Source organism: Micromonospora arborensis (genome assembly GCF_003205615.1).
Classification (GTDB): Bacteria; Actinomycetota; Actinomycetes; order Mycobacteriales; family Micromonosporaceae; genus Micromonospora; species Micromonospora arborensis.
Map to the genome: position 1 here is coordinate 1 of NZ_PYBV01000113.1, position 286 is coordinate 286.

At 77.6% G+C, this 286-nt stretch carries 1 protein-coding gene; it reads right to left on the reverse strand.

What is annotated here, in order from left to right:
- Positions 1 to 286: response regulator transcription factor (locus C7C45_RS35395; RefSeq protein ID WP_146247497.1), on the reverse strand; the 286-nt coding region annotated here is incomplete at both ends.

A 286-nucleotide genomic window follows, 5' to 3' on the forward strand; every position in this document is an offset into this window, starting at 1 on the left:
CGCCGAGGGCCATCGCGGTGGTGACGGCGGCGGTGCGGTCGCTGACGTCGAGTTTGTTGAAGGCGCGGAGCAGGTGGGTCTTCACGGTGGCCTCGGTGATGTGCAGGACGCGGCCGATGTCGGCGTTGGTGTGGCCGGTGGCGACCAGGGACAGGACCTGCACCTCGCGGGCCGAGAGGATCGGGGTGGTGGCGGGGCGGGGCGGGGTGCGGGCCTGCTGGGCGGGGGGGGCGGCGGCGGGCGGGGGGAGGACGGTCTCGCCGCGGGGGGCGGCGCGGGTGGGGGG